Raw genomic sequence first — 22,560 nt, 5'->3', positions numbered from 1 at the left:
GGCGTCCTTGGTGATCGCGCCCTCCAGCAGCAGGTCGGCGAACTGCTTGCCGCGTTCGGACCGGTCGCCGACCACGATCCGTGAGGGGTACAGGTTGTCGTACAGGGCCCGGCCCTCGCGGAGGAACTCCGGGGAGAACACGATCCCGGCGCCGGGGTACTCGGTCCGCATCCGTTCGGTGAACCCGACCGGGATGGTCGACTTGACCACGATCGTCGCGTCGGGTACCCGGGCCAGGACGTCGCTGATCACCGACTCCACGGACGAGGTATCGAAGAAGTTGTTCTGCTCGTCGTAGTTCGTCGGGGTCGCGATCACCACCACTCGCGCGCCCGTGTACGCGTCGTCCTTGTCGAGCGTCGCGGTCAGGTTCAGGTCCTTGCCCGCGAGGTATTCCTCGAGCTCGGTGTCCGCGATCGGTGAGATCCCGTCGTTCACCTGCGCGACCTTGACCGGGTCAAGGTCCAGGGTCCAGACCTCATGGTTCTGCGCGAGCAGCACCGCGTTGGACAGACCCACGTAACCCGTACCGACAACAGCAATCTTCACGACGGGGACTCCTGACAAGAAGGTGGTCGATGAGGACCCCCATGGTAGGCGTGCGGCAGGGCCTCGGCGGCGCCTCGCAGGTCAGCCACCGGCGGTTCCACCAGTGACGCACGCCACACCGGCACCCGCCCAACCCCGAGGTTAGGCTTGCCTCACAATGTCACAGACCACGAACGCACCGAACGGCAAGCCCCGCACGGGGGTCCGCACCACGGCGACCGTGACCGCGGTCCGGCAGCTGACACCGCACATGATCCGGGTGACGATCGGTGGCGAGGCCCTGGCGGCCGTCGACCCGACCCCACTGACGGACCGCTACATCAAGCTCGTCATGGCAGAGTCCCCTGAGCCCGAGGGCCGGCCCGTGCTCCGCACCTACACGATCCGCAACGTCGCCGGGTCGAGCTGGGACATCGACATCGTCACGCACGGCGCCGTCGGTTACGGCGGCCCCTGGGCGCAGGGCGTCCAGCCGGGCGACGAGGTGTCCTTCGTCGGACCGGGCGGCGACTACGCGCCCTCTCCCGACGCCCCGTGGCACCTCATGGTCGGCGACGAGTCCGCACTGCCCGCCATCGCCGCCGCGTGCGAGGCCCTGCCCGGCGACGCGGTGGCCCACGTCTTCGTAGAGGTCACCGACGCGTCCGAGGAGCAGGAGATCGCGAGCCCCGCCGACGTCCGCCTCACGTGGGTGCACCGGTCGACGGGAGCGCACGTGGCCGACGTCGTGCAGGCCGCCGAGCTGCCCGACGGTGTGCCGCACGCGTTCCTGCACGGCGAGGCCGGCTGCGTCCGTGACCTGCGCCGCTGGGCGCGCGGGACGCTGGGGGTGCCGCGCGAGCTGCTGTCGGCTTCTGGCTACTGGCGCAGGGGCCGCGACGACGAGCACTGGCGGGCCGAGAAGGCCGAGTGGCGGGCCGCTGTGGAGCAGGACGACCTGGTCCTCACCGCGCGCTGAGGACGAGACCGCTCACAGCGCGTCGAGCACCGTGAACCAGCGCTCCGCCGTCGGGCCGTCGTAGGGCGGCTCGCCGGCACGGACCGCGGCGAGCAGGCGGTCGGCGTCCGCCCGGACCCGGGCCACCACCGACGGCGGGTAGCCGTACCGCAGGGTGTGCTCGGCGAACTCGTCCTCGTCATCGATGAACGACTCGCCGCGGGTCCTGGCCCGCTTGCTGCCCGGCTCCTGGGCCAGCACGTCGAGGTCCATGTCGACCGCGGAGACCTCGAACGCGGGCCCGTCGCCGGCGTCGGGCACCGCACGCCACTCCGGGACCGTGGTGAGGTCGATGTACAGGCGCGCGCCCCTCGGGTGGCCGCGGTAGATGTCGGCCACCCAGCCGACGTCGCCGAAGAGCATGAGGCCAGGGTTCCTGCTGTGGAACTGACGGCCGGGTCTGCTGAAGAGGGTTCCGGTACGGTAGCCGACCCAGAGGCCGTGCTGGTCGCGACCCAGGTAGGCACCCTCGTACCGCCAGTGCGGAGTGCCGTCCCACTTGCGCATCCGGCCGCCGACGACGGTGCCCGGCTCGGTCGGCAACGATCCGGAGAGCACCTGGTCAGCAGATCGTCGCGCGGGCATGTCCCGGAGCCTAGCGCGGCCGCGCTGAGCTCGGCCCGATGACCTGAGATCGGTCCGACGACCGACCGATCTCAGGTCGTGCGACCGATCTCAGGCAGATCTCAGTAGCCGTCCGATGCCGGAGCGTCCACGCCCGCCCCCGCGTCGAAGCCGGCCAGGACCGACGCCGTGCCCGACAGGCCCAGGCGGGTGGCGCCCGCCTCGATCATCGAGAGCGCCGCGTCGAGGTCCCGGATCCCGCCGGAGGCCTTCACGCCGAGCATGCCGCCGCCGACTGCACCGACGGTGCGTGCCATCAGCGACACGGCGTGCACCGAGGCGCCGCCGGCGGGGTGGAAGCCGGTGGACGTCTTCACGAAGTTGGCGCCGGCAGCCTCTGCCGCCTTGCACGCGCCCACGATCTGCTCGTCCGTGAGCGCCGCCGACTCGATGATCACCTTCAGGACCCGGTCGCCGGGCACGGCGGCGCGGACGGCCTCGATGTCGGCCTGCACCACGTCGAACCGGCCGGAACGCGCGATGCCTACGTCGATCACCATGTCGACCTCGTCGGCCTCGTCAGCCACTGCGCGGGCTGCCTCGAAAGCCTTCACGTCGCTCATGTGCTTGCCCGACGGGAACCCGCAGACCGTCGCTACGGCGAGCCGTCCGGCCGCGACCTCGACCGCGAGGGACACGAACGACGGCGACACGCACACCGAGAACACGCCGAGCCCGGCGCCCTCCTCGACGAGCGTGGCGACGTCGCTCGCCGTGGCCTCCGGCTTGAGCAGCGTGTGGTCGACGAACGCGGCCAGCGCCGCCCTGTCGTGCGGCACGGTGGGTGTCCGGGGCGCTTCAGGCTGAGCGGTCATACGAGTGCACCTTCGACTTTCTGAATTTTGGGCAGGAGTACCTGCTCCACGAGATCACGCCGTTCGTCGTGGTGCATGAACGCACCCCAGGCGGCGGTGACCGTCACGTCGACGAGGTCGTCGAGCGTCCAGCCGGCCTCGTCGACGAGCAGCTTCATCTCGTGCGTCATCGACGTGCGAGACATCAGGCGGTTGTCCGTGTTGAGCGTGACGGCGAAGTCCAGCTCCTTGAGGCGGGTGATCGGGTGCTTCGCTATCGATTCCGCTGCACCGGTCTGGAGGTTCGAGACCGGGCACAGCTCGAGCGGGATCTGGTGGTCGCGCACCCAGTGCGCGAGGCGGCCGAGGTCGGCGGCACCGCCGCGCCCGTCGCCCGACAGGCCGCTCTCCGCTGGGTCGCCGTTCGCCACGAAGGCGATGTCGTCGATGATCCGGGCGCCGTGGCCGAGACGGTCGGCGTGCCCAAGGTGCACCGCCTGCCCGATGGAGTCGAGGCCGTCGGCCTCGCCGGCGTGGATGGTCACGGGCACGTCGTGCTCCGCGAGGAAGCGCCAGATGCTGAGGTGGCGTGACGGCGGGAACCCGGCTTCGGGCCCCGCGATGTCGAACCCGACCACACCGAGGTCCCGGTAGGTGACGGCGAGCTCGGCGATCTCCTGCCAGCGGTCCTGGTGCCGCATGGCGGTGACGAGCTGGCCCACGCGGATGATGTGCCCGTCGGCGGCAGCCGCCGCGATGCCGTCGTCGATCCCCGCCTGTACGGCCTCGACGGTCTCGGCGAGCGACAGCCCGCCGGACAGGTGCTGCTCGGGGGCCCAGCGCTGCTCGGCGTACACGACGCCGTCCGCCGCGAGGTCCAGCACGGCCTCGCGCGCGACGCGGGCCAGGTTGTCGGCCGTCTGCATGACGGCGATCGTGTGCTCGAAGGTCTCCAGGTACCGGACCAGCGAGCCGGAGTCGGCGGCGTCGCGGAACCAGCCCGCGAGGGACTCGGCGTCGGTGGCGGGCAGCGGGTGCCCGGCGGCGTCCGCGAGCTCGAGGACGGTCTGCGGCCGCAGCCCTCCGTCGAGGTGGTCGTGCAGCACCACCTTGGGCAGGGCGCGGATCAGCGCCTCGCCGGGGCGTGCCCCGGGGTCTTGCGTGGTCATGCTGACAACCTACCGCCCAGCGCCGACACTCGGCCGTCAGCCGGCCTCAGGGTTCTCGTCCTCGTCATCGTCCGCCGAGACGTCAAGGGCCTGCTCCACGACGTCCGCCTCCGCGGCGTCGCCGTCGTTGTCGGGACGCGGCGCGTCCGGGACGTACTCGTCGGGCTCGTGCGTGGCGTCGACGTCGGCGTCCTCCGGAGGGTCGAGGCCTGCGTCACGCCAGGAGTCCGGGCCAGGGAGCGTGCTCATCGGGTCCTCCTCGTCAGGTGGCTTCCATCGTCACCCGTACGTCGTCACCGTGCCACCGGCCGGCACGCTCGGGAAGCAGCACCCACGCGATGTGCGGCCAGCCGCCGAGCGCGGCCGTCAGGGCCTTGCGCACCCGCGCGGCGGTCCGCTCGCCGGTGGAGTGCGAGACGTCGGCCCCGCCCGACCGCGCAGGGGGCGGGTCGAGCAGCGCTGCGACGGGGACGGTGTGCAGGCCGGCGCCCGACGGCTCGTACAGGACCGCGCTGCCCGCCGCACCCTCGCCGTCGGCCAGGGTGAGCAGCACGACGTGGCGCGGTACCGCGGAGCCCCAGCCTCCCGTGACGTCGCCGCCCGTGTACAGAGGTACCGGGATGCCGGCACGCGCGCTCGCCACGGCCGCCTCCAGCAGAGCCCTGGAGCCGGCCACCCGGTGGGTGTAGCGCACGCCGCCGTAGCTGGCGAAGCGGGCGGCACCCCACGGCGGTGTGCCGTAGGTGCGCGGCCAGCCCGCGACGACCAGCCCGCGCCGGTTGGTCGCCGCCTGGACGGCGTGCTGCAGGCGCGCGAACCGGCTCGCCGGGTCGCCGCTCGCGAGCCGCAGTGCCGCGAGCGGGTCGCCGGCCAGCCCCAGCATCGCCAGGACCGCTGACCCGCAGGTGGTCTCGTCGACCTGGACGGCGGCCGCGGTGGTCCCGTCGAGCGACGGCAGGTTCAGCCGCCGCGGGAAGCCGACCGTGCCGGTGCCTCGCTCCCGCGCCAGCGGGTCCAGCACCGAGCGCCGGGCCCTCGATGTCGCCGCCTCGAGGTGCCGTTCGACGTCGTCGGGCACGGCGGGGCGTTCGAAGCGCCCCACCGGCGGCGGTGTCGGTACTGGCCCGGCGAAGGCACGCATACCGCCAAGCAGGGACGAAAGGCGCAATGTCGACGGCACCTCGACAGGCTAATCCGGGCCGGTGCGACTCGCCGGGCCGCCACGCTGGCGGGCGTGGGCGATCCGGCCCCCCGCCGGCCGCGCGGCGACCGGACGACCAGCCCAGCAGGTCAGACGATGCGGTCGAGCACCACCGACTGGTCCGACGCCAGCGCCGCACCGACCAGGGCGCCCGCGCCGACGTCGACGGTCGCCAGCGCGCTGGCCGCGCCGGCGAGCGCGCCGCCGAGAACTCCGCCGCCCACGCCCTCCGGCTCCACCGTCCAGCCGCCCTCGAGCGCCGCGCGTGCCCGGGCGAACCGCTCAGGGGTGTCGGTGTGCAGGGTGAACACCGGCTGACCGGCGGCGACCGGCTCCCCCGGTTTCACGTGGATCTCGATGCCTGCGGCCGCCTGCACCGAGTCCTCCTTGCGCGCGCGGCCCGCACCGAGGCGCCGGACGGCGACACCCACCGCGTAGGCGTCGAGCGAGACCAGCATCCCGGACTCCGTGGCCACCACGGTCTCGGACTCCTTCGCGACCGGCAGCGGAGCGTCGACGTCGCCGCCCTGCGCCGCGATCATGGCGCGCCACTTGTCCATGGCCCGCCCGTCGGCCAGAGCCGCGCGGACGTCCGCCTCCGCGGCGGGGCGGTCGGCCGCGGCGAGCATCTCCACGGCGAGCGCCACGGTGAGGTCGACGACGTCGGACGGCCCGCCGCCGGCAAGGACCTCGAGGGACTCGCGGACCTCCAGGGCGTTGCCCGCGGTGCGTCCCAGCGGCACCGACATGTCGGTGACGAGGGCGACGGTACGCATCCCGGCGTCGGTCCCGAGGTCGACCATGGTGCGGGCGAGCTCGCGCGCGCTCTCCAGGGTCTTCATGAACGCGCCGGAACCGACCTTCACGTCGAGCACCAGGGCACGGGTGCCCTCGGCGATCTTCTTCGACATGATCGAGCTCGCGATGAGCGGGATCGCCTCGACGGTGCCGGTGACGTCGCGCAGGGCGTACAGCTTGCGGTCGGCAGGGGCGAGGCCGGCGCCGGCGGCGCAGACCACGGCGCCGACCGCCTCGAGCTGAGCCATCATCTCGTCGTTCGTCAGCGAGGCCCGCCAGCCCGGGATGGCTTCCAGCTTGTCGAGCGTGCCGCCCGTGTGGCCGAGGCCCCGGCCCGACAGCTGCGGCACGGCGACGTCGAACGCGGCGACGAGCGGCGCCAGGGGCAGGGTGATCTTGTCGCCCACGCCGCCGGTGGAGTGCTTGTCCGCCGTCGGCCGGGAGAGCTTGGCGAACGACAGGCGCTCGCCGGACTCGATCATCGCGTGCGTCCACCGGGAGATCTCCGCGCGGGACATGCCGTTCAGCAGGATCGCCATGGTCATCGCGGACATCTGCTCGTCGGCCACCGCACCACGCGTGTAGGCGTCGATGAGCCAGTCGATCTGCGCGTCACCAAGGGCCTCCTGGTCGCGCTTGGCTCGGATGATGTCGACTGCGTCGAACTGCTCGGTCATCGGGTTGCCTTCCGCACGTGGTCCAGGTCGCCCGGCCCGAAGGCCTGGGGCAGTACCTCTGTCATCGGCTGGATGCCGAGGGGGGTGTCGACCAGCAGCACCGGCCCGCCGTGCTCCCACAGGATCTGGCGGCACCGGCCGCACGGCATGATCGTCTCACCGAGCGCGTTCACGCACGTGAACGCCGTGAACCGCCCGCCTCCCGACATCACGAGGGCGCTGACCAGGGAGCACTCGGCGCACAGCGTCACCCCGTAGGCGGCGTTCTCGATGTTGGCGCCGGTGAGCAGGCGTCCGTCGTCGGCGAACGCCGCAGCACCCACCGGGTACTGGGAGTACGGCACGTACGCCTTGTCGAGCGCGCTGCGAGCTGCCGCCCGCAGGCCGTCCCAGTCCACGGCGGCGGCCGGTTCCACAGGGTCCACGTCCATCATCCTCATCCCTTGATGTACGGCTCGCCCGAGGCGGCCGGCGGACGGGACCGCCCGACCAGGCCCGCCACGGCGAGCAGGGTGACGACGTACGGCACCATGAGCATGAACTGGCTCGGGACGGGCGAGCCCACGACGGACAGCACGTTCTGCAGGTTGGAGGCGAACCCGAACAGCAGGCCCGCGAACGCGGCCCGCACCGGGTCCCACTTGCCGAAGATGACCGCGGCGAGCGCGATGTAGCCCGCGCCGCCGGTCATGTTCTCGCCGAACTGGCTGAGGTAGACGGTCGTGTAGAACGCGCCACCGAGACCAGCCACAGCGCCCGCGACGAGCACCGCGTTGTACCGGGTGCGTACGACGTCGATGCCCACGGTGTCCGCGGCCTTCGGGTGCTCGCCGACGGCCCGCAGACGCAGGCCCCAGCGGGTCCGGTTCAGCGCGTACCAGACGGCGGGCACGGCAAGGAACATCAGGTAGATCAGCAGCGGCTGGTCGAAGAGGACCGGGCCGAGCACGGGGATGTCCGACAGCACAGGGATCGGGATGGACGAGAACCGCGTGGTCGAGTTGAGCGTCGCGGCGTCGTCCTGCAGCACCTGCGAGTACAGGAAGCTGGTCAGCCCGACGACCAGGACGTTGAGCACCACACCCACGATCACCTGGTTCACGTGGTACGTGATCGCGAACAGCCCGAGCACGAGCGAGACGAGCGCTCCGGCGAGCACGGCCGCGGCCAGACCGAGCAACGCGCTGTCCGTGACCGAGGAGACGATGCCCGCCGTGAACGCCGCGCCGAGCAGCTGCGCCTCGATCGCGATGTTGACGACGCCGGCTCGCTCGCCGATCACGCCGCCCAGCGCGCCGTACACGAACGGCACCGACCACAGCACGGCGCCGCCGAGCAGGCCCACCACCGACAGGTCGCGGGGGCTGCCCGCCCCGGCCCAGGCCAGGAAGCCGGTGAGACCGGCGAAGGCGAACACCGCGACGACCCACAGCGGCGTCCTGGACCCGCGCGCGGTGCGCAGGACGACGAACGCCGTCGCCGCGAGCATGACGGCCCCGCACGCCCAGGCCAGCGGCGCCGCAGGGAGCACGATCACGGGAATCTGGAAGAAGTCGCCGCGCTGCGACAGCAGGAACCGGGTGTCACCCGAGTGCGGGACGGCGAGGAGCAGCAGCGCGTACAGCGCGGTGACGGCGAGCAGCACGCCCGCGGACTTCCACGACACCAGCGTGACGGTCCGCGTCGTCTCCGACAGCGGCGCGTCGAGCTGGGCCGTCCTCTGGTCGGCGCTCACGCTGCCGCCTCCTTCCGGGCCCGGGTCGCCTTCGTCTTCTTCTTCGATGTCCGACGCCGGTTCGGGTCCGGCAGCCGGAAGATCGCCCGGATCAGCGGCGGCGCGGCGATGAACAGCACGATGAGGGACTGCACCACGAGCACGATGTCGCTCGGGATGCCCTGCGAGGCCTGCATGGTGGACCCGCCCGCCTTGAACGCGCCGAACAGGATGCCCGCCGCGAGCACGCCCCACGGGTTGGACCCGCCGAGGAGCGCGACGGTGATGGCGTCGAAACCGATGCCCGCGTCGATGTCCGAGCTGAAGCCCGTCGTGACGCCGCCCAGCACCTGGGAGGCGCCGGCCAGGCCGACGAGCCCGCCGGCCACCAGCATCGAGCTCACCGTGGCGCGACCCGTGTCGATACCCGCCACCCGGGCGGCGCGGGGGTTCTCCCCGACGGCACGGAAGGCGAAGCCCGCCGACGACCGGCTCAGCAGCCACCACACGAACACGACGGCGAGCAGCGCCAGCACGAAGCCCCAGTGGAGGTTGAACCGATCACCGATGAGCGGCGGAAGCTGAGCGGTCTCGGCGGTCGGCGGCGTCTTCGGGTTGGACGACCCGGGCGCCTGCAGCAGGCCCGGGGTCGCGAGCAGGTAGGAGATCAGATAGAAGGCGACGTAGTTGAGCATGATCGTGACGATCACCTCGTGCGCTCCGGTACGCGCCTTGAGCAGACCCGCCAGGCCCGCCCACAGCGCACCGGCAGCGATACCGGCCACGAGCGCCATCAGCAGGTGCAGCGGGAACGGCACGCCGCTCACGCCGAAGCCCACCCAGCCGGCCGCGGCGGCCGCCACGAGCATCTGCCCCTGGCCACCGATGTTGAACAGGCCGGCCCGGAACGCGAGCGCCACGCCGAGCCCCGCCGCGATGAGCGGCGTCGCGTAGTTGAGCGTCTCGGTGAACGGCCGGATCGCGGTCAGGAGGTCCGGTGCCTGGAGGTTGACGACCGAGCCGCGGAACAGCGCCGCGTACGCGCCGCCGATCGCCTGGCCGAGGGCGACGAAGGTGTCGGCCGGCCGCGCGAAGAAGTACGCCGAGGCGGCCTTCACCTCCTCGTCCGTGAAGGCGATCATGATCGAGCCAGCCACGATGGCGAGCACCACGGCGCCGACGGACACGGTCCAGGGGCTGCTCATGGTCTGGTGCAGGGCCTTGGCGAGGCGGCTCGCCGTGTCGGGCGCTGCGTCGCCCACCGGTCCGGTGGCCTCGCGGGCCCGCTCCTGCTCCAGCTCCTCGGCCGTGCCTGGATCCAGCGTGCTTGGATCGCGGCCGGCTTCCTGCTCTGAGCTCTCCTCAGAACTCGACTCGGGCGCGTTCACGCGACCTCTCCCTTCGCGTCCTGGGGGGAAATCCCCGCCATCATCAGGCCGAGCACGTTGCGCGGGGTGTCGGCAGGCACGATGCCCACCACCTTGCCGCGATACATCACCATGATCCGGTCGGCCAGAGCCACCGCCTCGTCCAGCTCGGTGGAGACCACGACCACGGGCACGCCGGCGTCGCGCGTGGCGACGACCCGCTTGTGGATGAACTCGATGGAGCCCACGTCCACGCCGCGTGTCGGCTGTGCCGCGACGAACAGGCGCAGGTCGCGCGAGAGCTCGCGCGCGAGCACCACCTTCTGCTGGTTACCACCCGACAGGCGCCCCACCGGTGTGGTGATGCCCTGCGTGCGGACGTCGAACTCCGCGACCTTCTCGCGGGCGAACTGGTCCCGGAAGGAACGCTGCAGCGCGCCCCGCCGCACGAACGGCGGACCGTCGGAGCGGTCGAGCATCAGGTTCTCCGCGATGGTGAACTCGGCGACCAGCCCGTCGTAGGTACGGTCCTCGGGGACGAACCCGACACCTTCGTCGAGGATCCCGCGGACCGAACGCCCGATGAGCTCCTTGCCGTCGAGCGTGATGCTGCCGGACACCTCGTCCTGGAGGCCCAGCAGGGCCTCCGTCAGCTCCGTCTGACCGTTGCCCTGGACGCCCGCGACGACGAGCACCTCGCCGCCACGCACCTCGAAGCTCACGCCGTCGACCGCCACGGTGCCGGTCGACTCGGTGATGACCAGGTCGGTGACCTTGAGCCCGTTGTCGCGCAGGGTGGGCGCGTCCTTCTGCACCGTGAGCTCGACGGAGCGGCCCACCATGAGCGAGGCGAGCTCGCCGTCCGACGCCGTGGGCAGGGCCTCGCCCACCACCTTGCCGTGGCGGATCACCGTGATGCGGTCCGCGACCTCGCGGACCTCACGCAGCTTGTGGGTGATGAACACGATCGCCGAGCCCTCGTCGCGCAGCTGGCGCATGATCGCCATCAGCTCGTCGGTCTCCTGCGGCGTGAGCACCGCCGTCGGCTCGTCGAAGACCAGCACGTCGGCGTTCCGGGAGAGCGCCTTGATGATCTCGACGCGCTGCTGCACGCCCACGGGCAGGTTCTCGACGACGTCGTCGGGGTCCACGTGGAAGCCGAACCGCGCGGAGATCTCCCGCACCTGCGCGCGGGCCGCCTCCAGGTCGAGCCGGCCGCCGCCGCGCGTCTGCTCGTGGCCGAGCATGACGTTCTCCGCGACGGTGAAGACGGGCACGAGCATGAAGTGCTGGTGCACCATGCCGATGCCCGCGCCCATCGCGTCGCCGGGCCCGGAGAAGTGCTGGACGACGTCGTCCAGCAGGATCTCGCCCTCGTCCGCCTGGTACAGGCCGTAGAGCACGTTCATCAGGGTGGACTTGCCTGCCCCGTTCTCGCCGAGGAGCGAGTGGATCTCGCCTGGCCGGACCACCAGGTCGATGTGGTCGTTCGCGACGAGCGCGCCGAAGCGCTTGGTGATGCCGCGCAGCTCGAGCCGCATGATTGTCCTTCCCGAGGGGGGTCCTGCTCATAACAGGTCCCGGGGCGCACGGTACGACCCGTGCCCCCCGGGACCATCTTGCGTCACGTCTCGGTCATCGACCGATTCCGGTCACTCGGCGAGGTAGGACTCCACCTCGACCTCACCCGCGATGATCGACTCCTTGAGCGCCTGGGTCTCCTCCCACAGGGCAGGGTCGACCTTGTCCTCGAAGTTGTGCAGCGGCGCGATGTCCACCCCACCGTTCTCGAGGGTGCCGACGTACGGCGTCGGGTCGAACTCGTCGTTGCCGGAGGCGACGACCGCCTCCTTGGCGGAGACGTCCATCCGCTTCAGGACCGACGTGAGGACCACGTTCTGCGTGGTGGGGTCGGTCTCGAAGAAGTCGGCGTCCGCACCGATGATCGCGACGTCCTTGCCGGAGTCGGCGATCGCGTCCATGGCGCCCTGGTAGATCGGGCCGCCCACCGGGAAGAGGACGTCGACGCCCTGGTCGATGATGTTCTTGGCAGTGGTCTTCGCCGCCGGGTCGGCCGCGAAGCTGCCCGTGAACGAGCCCTTCTTGCCGTCCCAGCCGACGAGCTCGACCTGCTCGCCCTTGGTCTCGTTGTAGTAGTCGATGCCCTGCTTGAAGCCGTCCATGAAGATGGTGACGGTCGGGAACTCCTGACCGCCGTACGTGCCGACCTTGCCCGCCTCGGAGTAGCCGGCGGCCAGGTAGCCCGCGAGGAACGCACCCTGCGCGGTGTCGTACAGGATCGGCTTGATGTTCTCGGCGTCGGCCGTGCCGTCGAAGTCGGCGTCCGCGGCGTCGTCGATGATGATGTAGTCGATGTCGGGGTTGGCCTTCGCCGACTCGATGGTCGTCGCAGACAGGGCGAAGCCGACCGTGACGATCGCGTTGCAGCCCTCGGCCACGAGCGACTCGACGTTGCCCTTGTAGTCGCTCTCCGAGGCCGACTCGACCTCGTGCGGCGTCGCGCCCAGCTCCTCGGCGGCAGCAGTGACGCCCTCGTAGCTGAGCTGGTTGAAGCTCTTGTCGTCGAACCCGCCCTGGTCCGAGACGATGCAGGGCGTGAAGTCACTGGCGGCGGGCTCGCCGCTACCAGTGGTCTCCTCAGGGGCGGCGCCGCACGCCGCGAGGGCGAGCGCCGCTGCTCCCGCAAGGGCGGTAAGCCGAACAGCCTTCTTCACTGGTGCTCCTTCGATGGTCCAGACGGGCCCTATCCAAACAGATCTGGGGCCCTATACCGCACCGAGGGTAGCCAGCGCATCCCGCATTTCGCGTTTCGAGACGGTAACCGGAGTAAGTCGTTACCGAAGCGTCACAGACAGGAACATCCAGCGGTCAGCTCGCCGCAAACTGGGCAAGGGTCCGCACACCGACGCCGATCGCGCGCTCGTCCACCACGAGGTCGCCCTGGTGCAGGTCGTAGGTGCGGCCGCCGGGAGTGCGCACCCCGAGGCGGGCCATGGTGCCGGGCACCTTGCGCAGGAACCAGGCGAAGTCCTCGCCGCCCATCGACTGCTCGGTCAGCTGGACGGCGTCCGGGCCGACGGCGTCCCGGACCGCGTCCTCGAGATCGCAGGTGGCCGCCGCCTGGTTCTCGACCGGCGGCACGCCGTGCGTCACGGTCACCGCCACGGTGACCTGGTACGGGGCCACGATCTGCTCGACCGCGTCGCGGACCAGCTCGCCCGCCTTCTCCCACGCTCGTACGTCGAGGCACCGCAGCGTGCCCTTGACGACACCGGTGGACGGGATCGCGTTGGGTGTCGAGCCCGCCTGGACGGCGCCCCACGTCAGGTTCACGCCGGAGCGCGGGTCGAGCCGGCGGCCCAGCACGCCCGGCGTCTGGGTGATGACCTGGCCGAGCGCGAACACGACGTCGCCCGTGAGGTGCGGGCGGGAGGTGTGCCCGCCGGGCGACGAGACGGTCACCATCACGGAGTCGCTGGCCGAGGTGATGGGCCCGATGCGGGTGCCGACGTGCCCGACGTCGAACTTCGGGTCGCAGTGCAGCGCCGCCATCCGGTCGACGCCGTCGAGCTCGGACGTGCGGTTGATGATGTCCTCGGCGCCGCCGGGGAACACCTCCTCGGCCGGCTGGAAGAAGAGCCGGACGCCGCGCCGCAGCCGCCCTTCTTCCGCGAGCCGTGCGAGGACCAGGCCCGCGCCGAGCACCACGGTCGTGTGCACGTCGTGCCCGCAGGCGTGGGCGACACCCGGCTCGGTCGACGCGAACTCCACGCCGCTGGTCTCCTGCAGCGGGAGGGCGTCGAGGTCGGCACGCAGGCCGACCCGGCCCTCGCCGTCCGGGCCGTGGTCGGGCCCGATGTCGCAGACCAGACCCGAGCCGATCGGCAGCAGACGCGGCTCGAGGCCTGCGGCTTGCAGCCGCTCGGCGACGACGCGCGTGGTGCGGGTCTCCTTGCGGGACAGCTCCGGGTGGGCGTGCACGTCGCGGCGGAACGCGACGAGCTCGGCGTCCAGCATCCCGGCCAGCTCGCCCACGCGGGCCGCCAGGCCTGCGACGACCTCCGTGGCGTTCCCTCCGGGTACGTCACCCACCGGCATCTGGTCGTTCGAAACGATCAGATCGAAGTCGGCGAGATTGACGGGCGGCTGGGTCGGGTTCACCCGACCACGGTATCGCTGTCCGGCGGGCGAGACACAGTAGTGGACGGTCCGTCCCACGATACGGACCAGAGTGAGACGTTCGGTGCCGATACGCCCAACATGTCAGACGAAACGGCACGATCGGCGGTCACCGACGACAGTCAGAGCAGGTCCTCGCGGCCGCGCGCCCGCACTGCCGCCACCACGTCCTTCACCTGCTGGGCGCGGGCCCGCGTGGTGACGAGCAGCGCGTCGGGCGTGTCGACGACGACGACGTCGTCCAGCCCCAGCACCGTCACCAGCCGGCCCGACGCCGGCACCACCACCGAGCCGGCGCTGTCGATGCGGAGCACGTCGGCCGGGTCCCCGAGCACCTTGGCGCCGCTGTCGTCGTCGGACGGCAGGAGGACGGCGAGCGAGTTGTAGTCCCCGACGTCGTCCCAGCCGAACGTCCCCGGCACGACGGCGACGCCGCCCGCCTCCGCGACAGGCTCGGCCACCGCGTGGTCGATGGCGATCTTCTCCAGGCCTGGCCACACCTCGGCGAGCACCGCGGCGCGGCGCGGGGTGTCCCACGCATCCGCGACGAGCCGCAGCGAGTCGTGCAGCTCTGGTCGCTGCTCGGCGAGGTGCCCCAGCAGCACCGAGGTCCGCGAGACGAACATGCCCGCGTTCCACCGGTACTCGCCCGACGCGAGGTAGAGCCGCGCCGTGGCGGCGTCGGGCTTCTCCGTGAACCCCCGCACGTGCAGCGTGTGCGGGGCGCCCTCGACCCCGAGCGGCTCGCCCGAGCGCACGTACCCGAACGCCACCGATGGGCGTGAGGCGGCGATCCCGACCGTCGTCACGTAGCCGGCCCGCGCGGCGGCCACCGCCTCGCGGACCGCCAGGTCGAACGCCCGCGTGCCATGGATCACATGGTCGGCGGCGAACGACCCGATGACGACGTCGCCGTGCCGCTTCTCCAGCACGGCGGCCGCCAGACCGATCGCCGCCATCGACTCGCGGGGCGACGGCTCGGCGAGCACCGCGGAGTCGGACAGACCGGGCAGCTGCGCACGGCAGGCGGCCACGTGCTGCTCACCGGTGACCAGGATGACGCCGTCGGGCCCGGCCAGCGGGCGCAGCCGGTGCTCTGTCGCCTGCAGCAACGACATGCCGGAGCCGACGAGGTCGTGCAGGAACTTGGGCTCCCCGCCGCGCGAGAGCGGCCAGAGCCGGGTGCCGGACCCACCGGCGGGAACCACTGCGAAGAAGTCGTCGATCGGGGACGATGGGGCGGCGGCCGAAGTCATGCCCGCAGGATGCCAGTCCGACGGCTTTCGCGCAGCGATAGCCCGCCGGGCCCAGGCCAGGTGGGGAGCGGGATCCGCTAGCAACGCGCGAGCATCCTGACGGGTGCCAGAAGCGACGACATCTCCCCTGTGGGATCAGTCACAAATGCCGTGTCTTGATGCCCGTAAGGGCCGCCGGGCGGCGATCGAGGCGAGCAGTTGTCATTACAGTGGGGACCAGCCACCCACCCCCAGCCGGACAGCCATAGGAGGCTCCCGAAGTGCCCACCGCACCAGCAGGCACGTTATACCGCGGCCGTGAAGGCATGTGGTCATGGGTCGCGCACCGCGTGACCGGCGTGCTGATCTTCTTCTTCTTGCTCGTGCACGTGCTCGACACCGCGCTGGTGCGCGTGTCCCCCGAGGCGTACAACGCAGCGATCGGCACGTATCAGACTCCGATCATGGGGTTGGGCGAAGCGGGCCTCGTGGCCGCGATCGTCTTCCACGCCTTCAACGGCATCCGCATCCTCCTGGTGGACTTCTGGGCCAAGGGCCCGAAGTACCAGAAGACGATGCTCTGGGTGGTCGTCGGCCTCTTCGTCGTGACGATGGCGGGCTTCCTGCCGCGGCACCTCATCAACGTCTTCACCGGGGGTCACTGATGGCGAACGCAACCACAGCGGTGGCGAAGGTCGCCTCCCCCCGCTCCCCGTACGCGCGGCGCAAGACGACGCGCGGCAACTACGAGCTGTACTCCTGGGTGTTCATGCGGGCGTCCGGCGTCGTGCTGCTCGTCCTCATCTTCGGCCACCTGTTCGTGAACCTGATGGTCGGCGAGGGCGTGCACGCCATCGACTTCGCCTTCGTGGGCGGCAAGTGGTCGAACCCGATGTGGCAGGTCTGGGACCTCCTCATGCTGTGGCTCGCCATGATCCACGGCACCAACGGCGTGCGCACCATCATCAACGACTACGCCACCCGGGACCTGACGCGCGGCATCCTCAAGGGCCTGCTCCTCCTGGCGTTCACCGTCGTGGTCGTGCTCGGCACCCTGGTGATCTTCACGTTCGACGCGTGCCCGGCAGACGCTCCCGCGGAGCTCCTGGCCTCCTTCTGCACGGCCTAGCACGGCGCAGCACCAGCACGTCCCAGCCCCACACTCCGAAACTCTTCAGCAGGAGGCATCGAGCCCGATGCAGACCCATCAGTACGACGTCGTCATCGTCGGCGCAGGCGGCGCAGGCATGCGCGCAGCCCTCGAATCGTCGAAGGAGGCCCGCACAGCGGTGATCTCCAAGCTGTACCCCACCCGCTCCCACACCGGTGCCGCCCAGGGCGGTATGGCGGCAGCCCTCGCGAACGTCGAGGAGGACAACTGGGAGTGGCACACCTTCGACACCGTCAAGGGCGGCGACTACCTCGTCGACCAGGACGCGGCCGAGATCCTCGCCAAGGAGGCCATCGAGTCGGTCCTCGACCTGGAGCGGATGGGCCTCCCGTTCAACCGCACCCCCGAGGGCAAGATCGACCAGCGCCGCTTCGGCGGGCACACCCGTGACCACGGCCAGTCCGCCGTGCGCCGCGCGTGCTACGCCGCCGACCGCACCGGTCACATGATCCTCCAGACGCTCTACCAGAACTGCGTCAAGCAGGACGTCGAGTTCTTCAACGAGTTCTACGTGCTGGACCTCATCACCGACCACGACCTCACCACCGAGGAGATCGCGGCGGGCGAGGAGGTCAACGCGACCGGCGTCGTCGCCTATGACCTGGCCACCGGCGAGCTCCACGTGTTCCAGGCCAAGTCGATCATCTTCGCCACCGGCGGTGCCGGCAAGATCTTCAAGACCACCTCGAACGCGCACACCCTGACCGGTGACGGCATGGCCCTGGCGTACCGCCGTGGCCTGCCGCTGGAGGACATGGAGTTCTTCCAGTTCCACCCCACAGGTCTCGCAGGGCTGGGCATCCTCCTGTCGGAGGCGGCCCGCGGCGAGGGCGGCATCCTGCGCAACTCCGAGGGCGAGCGCTTCATGGAGCGCTACGCCCCCACCATCAAGGACCTCGCGCCGCGCGACATCGTGGCCCGGTCCATGGCGAACGAGGTGCGCGAGGGCAGGGGCGCCGGTCCGAACAAGGACTACGTGCTGCTCGACCTCACGCACCTTGAGCCCGCGCACATCGACGCCAAGCTCCCGGACATCACCGAGTTCGCGCGGACCTACCTCGGCATCGAGCCGTACACCGAGCCGGTTCCCGTCTACCCCACGGCGCACTACGCCATGGGCGGCGTGCCGACCAACATCAAGGGCGAGGTGCTCCGCGACGGCGTCAACGTGGTCAAGGGCCTCTACGCCGCCGGCGAGGTCGCCTGCGTGTCCGTGCACGGCTCCAACCGGCTCGGCACCAACTCGCTGCTCGACATCAACGTGTTCGGCAAGCGCTCCGGTCGCGCGGCCGCCGAGTACGCGAAGACCGCGTCGTTCCACGAGCTGCCGGAGGACCCGACGGTCCGCGTCGTCGCGCAGCTCGACGAGATGCGCAACCGGCCCGACGGCGAGCGCGTCGCCGACATCCGCAAGGCGCTCCAGGACACCATGGACCTCAACGCCCAGGTGTTCCGCACGGGCGACTCTCTGAACGAGGCCCTCACCGACATCCGTGCGCTGCAGAAGCGGTACCGCAACGCGTCGGTGCAGGACAAGGGCAAGCTGTTCAACACGGACCTCCTCGAGGCCATCGAGCTGGGCTTCCTGCTCGACATCGCAGAGGTCACCGTGGTCGCGGCCATCAACCGCAAGGAGTCCCGCGGCGGTCACTACCGCGAGGACTTCCCCGACCGCGACGACGCGCACTACATGCTGCACACGATGGCCTACCGCCGCCCGCCCGAGGCGTCGGACAAGGCCGAAGGCCACGTCAAGGGCTACTTCGACCACGTCGAGGAGTTCGACGGCTACAAGGTCGTCCTGGGCTCCAAGCCCGTTGTCCAGACCCGGTACGAGCCGATGGAGCGAAAGTACTGATGACTGCCACTCTCGAAGCCACCGCACCGTCCTCCGCGGGCGAGATCCCCTCGTTCACGGTCACGCTGCGGGTCCGGCGGTTCAACCCCGAGGTGTCCGAGGAGTCCACCTGGGAGGACTTCACGGTCGAGGCCCACGGCACCGACCGCGTGCTCGACGCCCTGCACAAGATCAAGTGGGACATGGACGGTTCGCTCACGTTCCGCCGGTCCTGCGCACACGGAGTCTGCGGTTCGGACGCGGTGCGGATCAACGGCCGCAACCGCCTGGCGTGCAAGACGCTCCTCAAGGACGTCAACCCGGACAAGCCGATCACCGTCGAGCCCATCAAGGGCCTGCCCGTGATCAAGGACCTCGTCGTCGACATGGAGCCGTTCTTCGCCTCCTACCGCGAGATCATGCCGTTCCTCATCACCACGGGGAACGAGCCCTCCAAGGAGCGCTACCAGTCCCCCGAGGACCGCGCCCGGTTCGACGACACCACCAAGTGCATCCTGTGCGCCGCGTGCACGTCGTCCTGCCCGGTGTTCTGGACGGACGGCCAGTACTTCGGCCCGGCCGCGATCGTGAACGCGCACCGCTTCATCTTCGACAGCCGTGACGAGGGTGGGTCGCAGCGCCTGGAGATCCTCAACGACAAGGAGGGCGTGTGGCGGTGCCGCACGACCTTCAACTGCACCGAGGCTTGCCCTCGTGGGATCGAGGTCACCAAGGCGATCCAGGAAGTGAAGCGGGCAATGATTACTCGCGCGTTCTGATCGTTTGTTGTTCCTCCTCCGCCGCGGGCGGATGGTAGGGGCGGCCGGCCTCGCTCACGCGCCCCAGGGGGCGCTCCGCTACGGCTTTACGGCCGGCCGCCCCTACCTTCCGCCCGCGGCTCTGCTGTCGGCGCGCCCCAACCGACGCTCGTTCAGGCGGCGCTCGCCGGGGCGGGGGAGTCGGGGTCTGGGTTGTCCCGGTCGGGGTTCGACATCCAGGCGCTGGCCAGGAGCAGCACTCGGGCCAGGACGTTGACCAGGACCAGGACCGTGATCACCACGGCGAACGAGGCCAGCAGGGCGTTGCGGGAGGCGGTGCTCGCGATGATCTCGGCGCCGAGGAGGCGTAGTCCGCCCGCCACGATGCCGACGGCCAGGGCGCCGAGCAGCAGATCACGCCGCGGTGGGCGCACACCGCCTACGAACCGGATCACAGCCGCGACCACGCCGGTGTCGAGCAGCACGGCCAGGAACAGGCCCACCCCACGGACCCCCCAGCCGGCCCCCTCACCCAGGCCGACCAGGCCCAGCGTCCACGGCACGGCCGCCGAGACCGCCACGCTCGTACCCGCGGTGATCAGCATGCCTGCCCCGAGCAGCACGAAGCCCAGGACCTGCCGCAGTCGGTCCGTCAGCGGGTTGCCCGCGCTCTCCGTCTCGCCGAACATCGCCCGCACCGACGAGCGCAGCGCACCCATGAAGTTCGTGGCCGACCAGAGCAGCACAGCCGCTGCCACGATCGACGTCCAGCTCAGGCCCGTGGCGAGCACGAGGTCCGACGGCGAGAGCACGCCCCCGCTCCCGGTGTCGACCAGGCCCGGCACCCAGGTGTCCACCTGGGCCAGCACCGCGTCACGCAGGTTCGCGTCGCCGCCGAGCACCCGGATGAACACCGTGTAGCCGATGGCGAGGGCAGCGAAGAGCGAGAACAGCGCCGCATACGCCATGCCGCCGCTCAGTACCGCGCCGTTCGCGGTGTTGAACCGGCTCAGCGTGCGGCCTGGCCGGGTCGCCTCCCAGCGCGCCCAGGCCGCCTTCCCCAGCTCGAGCAGCCGCTTCATCCGGCTGACACTAGACGGCACCGAGCCCGACGGCACACTTGGATCGTCCCGGCGAACGCGCCGGACGCCCGTCGAACCGCACGTCAGCGGACTTCGAACAGGGTCGAGCCGCACGTTGGTCGTCATCGAGCAGGTCGAACCGCACCTTGGCGGTCGTCTTACCGGCCGAGCCGATAGGTACACGTGGATCGGGCACCCAGAGCACGCGTCTGTTGCGGTTCGGCGAGCCCGGTGACGGCCAACCTGCGGTTCGGCGAGCCCGGCAGGCTCGGGAACCCGCCCGGCAGGCCCGCGACTCCGCTCGACCGACCCAGCGACGGTCAGCCGGCGGCAAGGCCCAGCGGGAAGGCCGCTTGAGGGCGCCAGATGCCGTCGTCCCCGTGCTCGTACTGGTAGAAGCGGTCGACGTCGAACTCCGCGGAGTAGTCCGACATCGCGTCGAACGCCTTGTCGAGAGCGGCGTCGGGCACCTCGTGCGCGATGGTGACGTGCGGGTGGTAGTTGAACCGCAGCGGCCCGCCGAGGATCCCGGACCGCACGCTCGACTCGAGCTGTTCGCACTCGGAGATGCCCTGCGCCAGCGCGATGAACACCACCGGCGAGATCGGCCGGAACGTGGCCGTGCCGCGCAGCTGCACGGTGAACGGTGGCGCCGAGGCGGCGACGGCCGCCAGGTGGTCCCGCGCCGCTGCGAGCTGCGTCGCGTCCAGCACGGTCGGCCCCAGCAGCGTGATGTGCGGGGGGATGAAGTCTGCGAGCGGGTCCTCTGCGGCCACCCGCGCCGCGCTCAGCTCAGCGGCGTAGGGCTCCGGGATCTCGACAGCGATCCCGATGCGAACCTGGCCGGGTCCCCGCTCGGGGAGATTCACCGGACGCCTCGTGCGGGGAGCAGCCCGAACCGCTCGTACATCCGGTCCAGCACCGGGCGAGCGATCGCGCGCGCCCGGTCGGCGCCGTCGGCCAGCACGCGGTCCAGCTCGGCCGGGTCCGCGAGGTAGGTGTCGGCCCGCGCCTGGAACGGCTCGAGGAAGGCGACGACGGCGTCGGCCAGGTCCACCTTGAGGTAGCCGTAGCCGCGGCCGTCGTACTCCTTGGCGATGTGGTCGATGTCGCGGCCGGTCACGGCCGAGAAGATCGTCAGGAGGTTCGAGATGCCGGGCTTCTCGGCGGGGTCGAACCGCACGCCGTACGACTCGTCGGCGTCGGTCACGGCCGACTTGATGGCCTTGACCGCCTTCTTCGGGTCCTCCAGCAGCCAGACGACGCCCTTGCCGCCCGCGCTGGACTTGCTCATCTTGGAGCTCGGGTCCTGCAGGTCCTGGATCTTCGCCACGGCCTTGACGATGTGCGCGTCCGGCACGACGGCGGTGCCCGCACCGAAGCGCGTGTTCATCCGTTCCGCGAGGTCTCGCGTGAGCTCCAGGTGCTGGCGCTGGTCCTCGCCGACGGGGACCAGGCCCGCGTCGTACAGCATGATGTCGGCGGCCATCAGCACGGGGTACGTGAAGAGGCCGACGGTGGTGCCCTCGCTGCCCTGCTTCGCCGACTTGTCCTTGAACTGCGTCATACGCCCGGCCTCGCCGAACCCCGTCTGGCAGCTCAGCAGCCACGCCAGCTCGGCGTGCGCCGCTACGTGGGACTGCACGAACAGGATGGACCGCTCGGGGTCGATCCCCCCGGCGAGGTACTGCGCGGCGGTGCTCCGGGTGCGCTCACGCAGCAGCGCCGGGTCGGGGCTCACCGTCAGCGCGTGCAGGTCCACGACGCAGTAGAGCGCGTCGTAGGACTCCTGCAGCGCGATCCACTGGGACAGCGCACCGATGTAGTTACCCAGGTGGAGCGACCCGTCGGTGGGCTGCATCCCGGAGAATATGCGCTTCCGGGTGGGGCGGTCGGCAGCTGTATCGGTGCCCACCGCGGTCGAGGTTTCGGACGACATGGCGAACATTCTGGCAGGTCCGCCCGCGCTCACCGAATCGTCAGGTCGCTTCGTCGTCGTACGGCGCCTTCCCTGGTTCAGCGGACGCCCCGGCCGGCGCAGGGGGCGTGCCGTTCCGCTCGGCGGCCCGCGCCGCTGCCGACCCCGTGTACGCCGAGGGCGGGCTGTCGTCGAGCAGTGCGTCCCGGACGATCTTGCGCGGGTCGTACTGGCGCGGGTCGAGCTTGGACCAGTCGACGTCGTTGAACTCCGGCCCGAGCTCGTCGTCCACGCGCGACTTGGCGTTCTGGAGCAGGTCGCGGCCCCGCCGCACGAGAGAGCCGAGCTGCTCCGCGTAGACCGGTAACCGCTCCGGGCCGATGACGAGCATCGCGACCACCAGAATGATCACGAGCTCCCAGCCATTGATACCGAACACGCTCAGAGCCTACTCGTGTCGCGGGACCGC

The 22,560-nt window shown here is 70.8% G+C and carries 23 protein-coding genes; 5 read left to right on the top strand and 18 right to left on the bottom strand.

From position 1 onward, the window contains the following. Positions 1-549 (bottom strand): UDP-glucose 6-dehydrogenase family protein (locus APR04_RS26620; protein ID WP_504967649.1); only part of this gene is annotated, 549 nt, incomplete at its 3' end. A 157-nt stretch (positions 550-706) separates the two neighbouring features. Here APR04_RS26620 and APR04_RS26615 point away from each other — a divergent pair. Beyond that, positions 707-1,507: a siderophore-interacting protein gene (locus tag APR04_RS26615; RefSeq protein WP_253876685.1), complete on the top strand. Its 801-nt coding sequence runs from the start codon at positions 707-709 to the stop codon at positions 1,505-1,507. Between the two features lie 12 nt (positions 1,508-1,519). Here the strand turns inward: APR04_RS26615 and APR04_RS26610 are convergent, their stop codons facing one another. The 13 genes from APR04_RS26610 to APR04_RS26550 form a co-directional block, all read right to left on the bottom strand. After that, on the bottom strand, positions 1,520-2,131 hold the full coding sequence (locus APR04_RS26610; RefSeq protein WP_253876683.1) for a DUF402 domain-containing protein: 612 nt from the start codon (positions 2,129-2,131) through the stop codon (positions 1,520-1,522). Positions 2,132-2,232: 101 nt separating this feature from the next. After that, positions 2,233-2,985, bottom strand: coding sequence for a deoxyribose-phosphate aldolase (gene deoC / locus APR04_RS26605; protein ID WP_253876681.1), 753 nt, complete (start codon positions 2,983-2,985; stop codon positions 2,233-2,235). After that, on the bottom strand, positions 2,982-4,133 hold the full coding sequence (locus APR04_RS26600) for an adenosine deaminase (RefSeq protein WP_253876679.1): 1,152 nt from the start codon (positions 4,131-4,133) through the stop codon (positions 2,982-2,984). The genes deoC and APR04_RS26600 overlap by 4 nt, the downstream gene beginning before the upstream one ends. Before the next feature lie 36 nt (positions 4,134-4,169). Beyond that, complete coding sequence (locus APR04_RS26595) at positions 4,170-4,382, bottom strand: hypothetical protein (RefSeq protein WP_253876677.1); 213 nt, start codon at positions 4,380-4,382, stop codon at positions 4,170-4,172. A 13-nt stretch (positions 4,383-4,395) separates the two neighbouring features. Then, complete coding sequence (locus APR04_RS26590) at positions 4,396-5,235, bottom strand: hypothetical protein (protein WP_253876675.1); 840 nt, start codon at positions 5,233-5,235, stop codon at positions 4,396-4,398. A 188-nt stretch (positions 5,236-5,423) separates the two neighbouring features. Continuing rightward, a complete protein-coding gene (locus APR04_RS26585) occupies positions 5,424-6,809 on the bottom strand; it encodes a thymidine phosphorylase (protein WP_253876674.1) in 1,386 nt (461 codons plus the stop codon). Further along, entirely contained in the window at positions 6,806-7,240 is a 435-nt protein-coding gene (locus tag APR04_RS26580) for a cytidine deaminase (protein ID WP_253876672.1), read from the bottom strand. The genes APR04_RS26585 and APR04_RS26580 overlap by 4 nt, the downstream gene beginning before the upstream one ends. 5 nt (positions 7,241-7,245) lie before the next feature. Further along, positions 7,246-8,544 carry an ABC transporter permease gene (locus APR04_RS26575; protein ID WP_253876670.1) on the bottom strand — a complete coding sequence of 433 codons (1,299 nt, stop codon included), beginning with the start codon at positions 8,542-8,544 and terminating at the stop codon, positions 7,246-7,248. Further along, on the bottom strand, positions 8,541-9,911 hold the full coding sequence (locus APR04_RS26570; RefSeq protein ID WP_253876668.1) for an ABC transporter permease: 1,371 nt from the start codon (positions 9,909-9,911) through the stop codon (positions 8,541-8,543). The genes APR04_RS26575 and APR04_RS26570 overlap by 4 nt, the downstream gene beginning before the upstream one ends. After that, on the bottom strand, positions 9,908-11,431 hold the full coding sequence (locus APR04_RS26565) for an ABC transporter ATP-binding protein (RefSeq protein ID WP_253876666.1): 1,524 nt from the start codon (positions 11,429-11,431) through the stop codon (positions 9,908-9,910). Before APR04_RS26565 ends, APR04_RS26570 begins: the two co-directional genes overlap by 4 nt. A 111-nt stretch (positions 11,432-11,542) precedes the next feature. After that, positions 11,543-12,625: a BMP family lipoprotein gene (locus APR04_RS26560; protein ID WP_253876663.1), complete on the bottom strand. Its 1,083-nt coding sequence runs from the start codon at positions 12,623-12,625 to the stop codon at positions 11,543-11,545. 154 nt (positions 12,626-12,779) lie between these two features. Next, positions 12,780-14,009 (bottom strand): amidohydrolase, encoded by a 1,230-nt coding sequence (locus tag APR04_RS26555; RefSeq protein WP_372496177.1) that lies wholly within the window; start codon positions 14,007-14,009, stop codon positions 12,780-12,782. Positions 14,010-14,212: 203 nt separating this feature from the next. Continuing rightward, the gene (locus APR04_RS26550; protein ID WP_253876661.1) at positions 14,213-15,346 is read right to left on the bottom strand and encodes a mannose-1-phosphate guanylyltransferase; all 1,134 of its coding nucleotides are present in this window, start codon (positions 15,344-15,346) and stop codon (positions 14,213-14,215) included. 260 nt (positions 15,347-15,606) lie between these two features. Here APR04_RS26550 and sdhC point away from each other — a divergent pair, with 260 nt between their 5' ends. The 4 genes from sdhC to APR04_RS26530 all read left to right on the top strand — a co-directional run bounded on the left by sdhC (position 15,607) and on the right by APR04_RS26530 (position 19,112). Beyond that, the gene (gene sdhC, locus APR04_RS26545) at positions 15,607-15,990 is read left to right on the top strand and encodes a succinate dehydrogenase, cytochrome b556 subunit (protein WP_253876659.1); all 384 of its coding nucleotides are present in this window, start codon (positions 15,607-15,609) and stop codon (positions 15,988-15,990) included. Then, positions 15,990-16,454: a succinate dehydrogenase hydrophobic membrane anchor subunit gene (locus APR04_RS26540; RefSeq protein WP_253876657.1), complete on the top strand. Its 465-nt coding sequence runs from the start codon at positions 15,990-15,992 to the stop codon at positions 16,452-16,454. Before sdhC ends, APR04_RS26540 begins: the two co-directional genes overlap by 1 nt. Positions 16,455-16,521: 67 nt before the next feature. Next, on the top strand, positions 16,522-18,354 hold the full coding sequence (sdhA, locus tag APR04_RS26535; RefSeq protein WP_253876655.1) for a succinate dehydrogenase flavoprotein subunit: 1,833 nt from the start codon (positions 16,522-16,524) through the stop codon (positions 18,352-18,354). Beyond that, positions 18,354-19,112, top strand: a complete 759-nt coding sequence (locus APR04_RS26530; protein WP_253876653.1) for a succinate dehydrogenase iron-sulfur subunit — start codon at positions 18,354-18,356, stop codon at positions 19,110-19,112. The genes sdhA and APR04_RS26530 overlap by 1 nt, the downstream gene beginning before the upstream one ends. A gap of 152 nt (positions 19,113-19,264) precedes the next feature. On the opposite strand, the gene APR04_RS26525 is transcribed toward APR04_RS26530, so the two are convergent. From APR04_RS26525 to APR04_RS26510, 4 genes are all read right to left on the bottom strand, one after another. Next, entirely contained in the window at positions 19,265-20,173 is a 909-nt protein-coding gene (locus APR04_RS26525) for a YihY/virulence factor BrkB family protein (protein WP_301313023.1), read from the bottom strand. Positions 20,174-20,493: 320 nt separating this feature from the next. Next, positions 20,494-21,042 carry a 2'-5' RNA ligase family protein gene (locus tag APR04_RS26520; protein WP_253876651.1) on the bottom strand — a complete coding sequence of 183 codons (549 nt, stop codon included), beginning with the start codon at positions 21,040-21,042 and terminating at the stop codon, positions 20,494-20,496. Next, a complete protein-coding gene (gene trpS, locus APR04_RS26515) occupies positions 21,039-22,112 on the bottom strand; it encodes a tryptophan--tRNA ligase (protein WP_301313022.1) in 1,074 nt (357 codons plus the stop codon). The genes APR04_RS26520 and trpS overlap by 4 nt, the downstream gene beginning before the upstream one ends. 40 nt (positions 22,113-22,152) lie before the next feature. After that, the gene (locus APR04_RS26510; RefSeq protein WP_253876649.1) at positions 22,153-22,530 is read right to left on the bottom strand and encodes a twin-arginine translocase TatA/TatE family subunit; all 378 of its coding nucleotides are present in this window, start codon (positions 22,528-22,530) and stop codon (positions 22,153-22,155) included. Positions 22,531-22,560: the final 30 nt, after the last annotated feature.

Source organism: Promicromonospora umidemergens, assembly GCF_024171995.1.
Lineage (GTDB): Bacteria > Actinomycetota > Actinomycetes > Actinomycetales > Cellulomonadaceae > Promicromonospora > Promicromonospora umidemergens.
This window is presented reverse-complemented; position numbering and strand designations above follow the sequence as displayed.